Genomic DNA, 5,932 nt, shown 5'->3' with positions numbered 1-5,932 from the left:
CGCGTACGCGTCGAACGAGCGCACCAGCGGGCCGTTGCGGCCCTCCGGCCGCAGGTCGGCGTCCACCTCCAGGGCGGGCTCCGGCCCGACCGCCCCCAGCAGCGCGCGCAGCCGGGTCGCGACGCCGGTGGCGAACTCCTGCGCCAGCACCCCGTCGACCGCGCCGCCGGGGCCCCGCACCGGGTCGTGCACGAACAGCACGTCCGCGTCCGAGGTGTAGCCCATCTCCCGCCCGCCGAGCCGGCCCATCGCGACGACCAGCAGCGCCGTCGGGTCGGCGGCCAGCCCGCGCGCGGCCCGCTCCTCCCAGGCCGCCACCCGCAGCGCGCCGGCCAGCAGCACGTCGGCGGTCGCGGTGAGGCTGCGGGACGCCCGGGTGCCGGTCACCACGCCGAGCACGTCGGCGGCCGCGGTGCGGGCGAGCTCCCGGCGGCGCAGGGCGCGCAGCGCGGTCGCGGCCGGCACGGGCTCGGTGGCGCGGGTGAGGATGGCGTCCGCCTCGGCCGCGAGCCGGTCCTGGCTGCGCGGCTCGAGCTCGGCGTCGTCGTCCAGCCAGGCCACCGACTCGGGCGAGCGGGCCAGGGCGTCCGCGACGTACCGGGAGGTCGACAGCGCGCGGGCCAGCCGCTCGGCGGCGGTGCCGGAGTCGCGCAGCATCTTGAGGTACCAGTGCGTGCCGCCCAGCGTCTCGGACAGCCGGCGGAACGCGAGCAGCCCGCCGTCCGGGTCGGGCCCGTCCGCGAACCAGCCGATCATCACGGGCAGCAGCTGCCGCTGGATCGCCGACCGCCGGGTCACGCCCTCGGTCAGCGCCGCGATGTGCCGGACGGCCCCGGCGGGGTCGCGGTAGCCCACCGCCGCCAGCCGCTCGCGCGCGGCCTCGGGCGCCAGGCTGACCTCCTCGGTGGACAGCTGCGCGGTCGCCGGCAGCAGCGGCCGGTAGAACAGCGCCTCGTGCAGGTCGCGGACCTCGCGCCGCACCTGCCGCCAGCGCTCGAGCAGCCCCTCGGCGCCCTCGGCGCGCATCCCGAGCGACCGGGCGAGCCGGCGGAGGTCGGGCTCGGCGGTCGGCATCAGGTGGGTGCGCCGCAGCCGGTGCAGCTGGACCCGGTGCTCGATCGCCCGCAGGAACCGGTAGCAGACGGCCAGCTGCCCGGCGTGCTCCCGGCCGACGTACCCCGCGGCCGACAGCGCGGCCAGGGCGGTCAGCGTGTTGCCGCTGCGGATCTCCGGGTCGGCCCGGCCGTGCACGAGCTGGAGCAGCTGGACGGTGAACTCCACGTCGCGCAGCCCGCCGACGCCGAGCTTGATCTGCCGGTCCGCCTCCGCGGCGGGCACGTTCCGCTCGACCCGGCGGCGCATCGCCTGGGAGTCGGCGACGAAGTTCTCCCGGCGGACCGCCTGCCAGACCATCGGGTTGGTGGCCTCGACGTACGCACGGCCGAGCTCGGGGTCACCGGCCAGCGGGCGCGCCTTCAGCAGCGCCTGGAACTCCCACGTCTTGGCCCAGCGCTCGTAGTACGACCGGTGCGAGTCGAGCGTGCGGACCAGCGGCCCGTCCTTGCCCTCGGGGCGCAGCGCGGCGTCGACCGGCCAGAGCGCGGGCTCCCCCGACGGCGCGGCGCACGCCCGCGCCAGCGCGGTGGCGAGCCGGGTGCCGGCGGCCAGGGCCTCGGCCTCGTCGGCGCCGTCGACCGGCTCGGCGACGTAGACCACGTCGACGTCGCTCACGTAGTTGAGCTCGCGCCCGCCGGTCTTCCCCATGCCGATCACCGCGAGCCGGACGGCCGCGCCGTGGTCGTCGAGCTCCGCGCGGGCCAGCGCCAGCGACGCCTCGAGCGCGGCGGCGGCCAGGTCGGCCAGCGCGGCGGCGACGCCGGGGAGCCGGGTCAGCGGCTCGCGGGAGGTGAGGTCGGTGGCGGCGATCCGCAGCAGCCGGCGCCGGTACGAGCGGCGCATCGCGTCGACGCCCTCCGCGCCGCCGATCCGCGCGACCGGCACCCCGGCGTCCGGGTCCGCGCCGACCGCCGCCAGCAGCTCCGCCCGCACCTCCCCGACCGGGACCCCGGTGCCCGGGGCGTCGTCCAGCACGACGTCCAGGTGCTCCGGGTGCGCGCTGAGGTCGTCGCCCAGCGCGACGGACGCGCCGACGACGGCGAGCAGCCGGTCCCGGGCGGGGCCGTGCTCGGCGAGCGCGGCGGCGAGCCGCTCGCGGCGGGGCCCGTCGGCCTCGACGGCGCCGGCGATCTTCGCGAGCGACAGCAGGGCCTGGTCCGGGTCGGCGGACTCGGCGAGCGCGGGGACGAGCGCCTCGGACGCGAGCGGCGCGGCGCCCGGGAGCCCGTCCGGGCCGGACGCGGCGCGCGGCGCGTCCTCGTCCGGCACGGCGGCGTCGCCGCCCACCAGCCGCAGCAGCGCGGCGTCGGCCAGCAGCCGCTCCGCGCGCGCGACGTCCGCGAACCCCGCGCGGGTCAGCCGACCCGCGAGCGTGCTGCCCCGACCGGTCGACGTGCTCACGCGCTCAGAGCATCGGGAGGAAGCGGCGCAGCTCGTAGGGGGTGACCTGCGAGCGGTACTCCTCCCACTCGCGCTTCTTGTTCTTCAGCACGAAGTCGAACACGTGCTCGCCCAGCGTCTCGGCGACGAGCTCGGACCGCTCCATGACCGCGATCGCGTTCTCCAGCGTGGCGGGCAGCGGCTCGATGCCCAGCGCGCGGCGCTCGGCGTCGGTCAGCTCCCACACGTCGTCGTCGGCGCCCTCGGGCAGCTCGTAGCCCTCCTCGACGCCCTTGAGGCCCGCGGCGAGCAGCACCGCGAACGCCAGGTACGGGTTGGTGGCCGAGTCGACCGCGCGGTACTCGATGCGCGCCGAGTTGGACTTGCCCGGCTTGTACATCGGCACCCGGACCAGCGCGGACCGGTTGTTGTGGCCCCAGCAGATGTACGACGGCGCCTCGGCGCCGCCCCACAGCCGCTTGTACGAGTTGGTGAACTGGTTGGTCACCGCGGTGATCTCGGCGGCGTGCTTGAGCAGGCCGGCGATGAACGAGCGCGCCGTCTTCGACAGCTCCAGGTGGCCGCCCGGCTCGTGGAACGCGTTCCGGTCGCCCTCGAACAGCGACAGGTGCGTGTGCATGCCCGAGCCCGGCTGGTCGGCCAGCGGCTTCGGCATGAAGGACGCGAACACGCACTGCTCCAGCGCGACCTCCTTGACCACGGTGCGGAACGTCATGATGTTGTCCGCGGTGGTCAGGGCGTCGGCGTACCGCAGGTCGATCTCGTTCTGCCCCGGGCCGGCCTCGTGGTGGGAGAACTCCACCGAGATGCCCATGGACTCCAGCATGGTGATCGCGGCGCGCCGGAAGTCGTGCGCGGTGCCGCGCGGCACGTGGTCGAAGTAGCCGCCCTGGTCGACGGGGACCAGCGGCTGCGACGGGTCGGCCGGGGCGTCGAACAGGTAGAACTCGACCTCGGGGTGCGTGTAGAAGGTGAAGCCCTTCTCGCTCGCCCGGGCCAGCGCGCGCTTGAGCACGTTCCGGCTGTCCGCCAGCGACGGCTCGCCCTCGGGCGTGAGGATGTCGCAGAACATCCGCGCGGTGCCGTGCCGCTCCCCGCGCCAGGGCAGCACCTGGAACGTCGTCGGGTCGGGCTTGGCGATCATGTCCGCCTCGTAGACCCGGGTCAGGCCCTCGATCGACGAGCCGTCGAACCCGATCCCCTCCGAGAAGGCCGCCTCGAGCTCCGCCGGCGCGACGGCGACGGACTTCAGCGTCCCCAGCACGTCGGTGAACCAGAGCCGGATGAAACGGATGTCGCGCTCCTCCACGGTGCGGAGGACGAACTCCTGCTGCCTGTCCATGGGGGACATCCTGCCTGATCCGTGTGTCCGCGAGGTGACGCACGCGCCGGGCCTCGTCGCGCCGGGGCCCTCCCGGCCGGAATAGGCTCCCGGTATGCCCGACCAGACCGGACTCCGCGTCGCCCTCGCCCAGATCGACACCTGCGTGGGTGACCTCGCCGGCAACGCCGCCGCGGTCCTCGCGTGGGCCCGGAAGGCCGCCGACGCCGGCGCCGACGTGGTGGCGTTCCCCGAGATGACCGTCACCGGCTACCCGATCGAGGACCTGGCCCTGCGCGCCTCGTTCCGGCGCGGCGCCGAGCGCGCGCTGGCCGCCCTGGCCCGCGACCTCGAGGCGGCCGGGCTCGGCGACCTGACCGTCGTCGTGGGCACGGTCGGCGAGCGGACGTCCCGGGAGCACGCCGACGCCCCGGCGCGCCCGACGAACCAGGCGGTCGTGCTGCGCGGCGGCGCGGTGCACCAGCGGTACGACAAGCACCACCTGCCCAACTACGGCGTGTTCGACGAGTTCCGCATCTTCACCCCCGGCGGCGAGCCCACCGTCGTCGACGTCGCGGGGCGCCGCATCGGGCTGCTGATCTGCGAGGACATCTGGCAGGACGGCCCGGTCGCCGAGCTCTCGGACGACGACATCGACCTGCTGCTCGTCGTCAACGGCTCGCCGTTCGAGGAGGGCAAGGGCCACATCCGCACCGACCTCGCCGCGCGCCGGGCCGCCGAGGTCGCCGCGCCGCTGGCCTACGTCAACATGGTCGGCGGCCAGGACGACCTGGTGTTCGACGGCGGCTCGTTCGTGATCGGCCCGGACGGCACCCTGCTGGCGTCGGCGCCGCAGTTCGTCGAGCACCTGCTGGTCTGGGACCTGCCCGCCCGCGGCGGCGCCCTCGAGCGCGGGGCGACGGCCCAGCCGCTGGACGCCGACGAGGAGATCTACCGCGCGCTGGTCACCGGCCTGGCGGGCTACGTGCGCAAGAACGGCTTCCGGTCGGTCGTCCTCGGCATGTCCGGCGGCATCGACTCCGCGCTGGTGGCGGCGATCGCCGCGGACGCGATCGGCGGCGACAAGGTCGTCGGCGTGTCGATGCCGTCGCGCTGGTCGTCGGACCACTCGAAGGACGACGCGGCCGACCTGGCGAAGCGCGTCGGCGCCGACTACCGGGTGCAGGCCATCAAGCCGATGGTCGACGCGTTCGAGGGCGAGATGGCGCTCGACGGCGTCGCGGCGGAGAACCTGCAGGCCCGGGTGCGCGGCGTGATCCTCATGGCCCTGTCCAACGCCGAGGGCCACCTGGTGCTCGCGACGGGCAACAAGACCGAGCTCGCGGTCGGCTACTCGACCATCTACGGCGACGCCGTCGGCGGCTACGCCCCGCTCAAGGACGTCGACAAGTCCCGGGTGTGGGCGCTCGCGCGGTGGCGGAACAACCACGCCCTCGACGCCGGCCAGCTCCCGCCGATCCCGGAGAACTCGATCACCAAGCCGCCGTCGGCCGAGCTCCGCCCGGGCCAGGTCGACCAGGACTCCCTGCCGCCCTACGACCTGCTCGACCAGGTGCTGGACGCGTACGTCGAGCACGCCGAGGGCCGGCCTGAGCTGCTCGCTCGCGGGTTCGACCCGGCCGTCGTCGACAAGGTCCTCGCCCTGGTCGACCGCGCGGAGTGGAAGCGACGGCAGTACCCCTTGGGCACCAAGGTGACGGCACTGGCATTCGGCCGTGACCGACGCCTCCCGATCACCACGGCCTGGCGCGAAGCCTGAACCTGACCGACTACAGGAGCACCTGACGAGATGAGCCAGACCCCCAAGCGCATGCGCGTGCACCACCTCCGCGAGGCCAAGGAGCGCGGTGAGCGGCTCACCATGCTCACCGCCTACGACGCTGTGACGGCCCACATCTTCGACGCCGCAGGCATCGACATGCTGCTCGTCGGCGACTCGATCGGGAACACGATGCACGGGCACACGACGACGCTCCCCGTGACGGTGGACGACCTGATCCCGCCCGCGCGCGCCGTGGCCCGTGCCGCCCAGCGTGCGTTCGTCGTCGCGGACCTGCCCTTCGGCTCGTACGA

Annotated in this window: 4 protein-coding genes; 2 read left to right on the top strand and 2 right to left on the bottom strand. The window is 74.9% G+C overall.

What is annotated here, in order from left to right; all coding sequences use genetic code 11:
- Both VER05_RS14695 and VER05_RS14690 read right to left on the bottom strand, forming a co-directional pair.
- The coding region (locus VER05_RS14695) for a bifunctional [glutamine synthetase] adenylyltransferase/[glutamine synthetase]-adenylyl-L-tyrosine phosphorylase (RefSeq protein ID WP_324846084.1) at positions 1-2,517 on the bottom strand (2,517 nt) is incomplete at its 3' end.
- 4 nt (positions 2,518-2,521) lie between these two features.
- Positions 2,522-3,859 carry a glutamine synthetase family protein gene (locus tag VER05_RS14690; RefSeq protein WP_324846083.1) on the bottom strand — a complete coding sequence of 446 codons (1,338 nt, stop codon included), beginning with the start codon at positions 3,857-3,859 and terminating at the stop codon, positions 2,522-2,524.
- 94 nt (positions 3,860-3,953) lie between these two features.
- Between VER05_RS14690 and VER05_RS14685 the strand changes: the two genes are divergently transcribed.
- Positions 3,954-5,618 carry an NAD+ synthase gene (locus VER05_RS14685; RefSeq protein WP_324846082.1) on the top strand — a complete coding sequence of 555 codons (1,665 nt, stop codon included), beginning with the start codon at positions 3,954-3,956 and terminating at the stop codon, positions 5,616-5,618.
- A 30-nt stretch (positions 5,619-5,648) separates the two neighbouring features.
- Positions 5,649-5,932, top strand: a 284-nt coding sequence (locus VER05_RS14680) for a 3-methyl-2-oxobutanoate hydroxymethyltransferase (protein ID WP_324846081.1), incomplete at its 3' end; no start/stop codon positions are given.

The sequence above is a fragment of the Cellulomonas sp. genome, from assembly GCF_035634735.1.
GTDB lineage: Bacteria > Actinomycetota > Actinomycetes > Actinomycetales > Cellulomonadaceae > Cellulomonas.
This window is presented reverse-complemented; position numbering and strand designations above follow the sequence as displayed.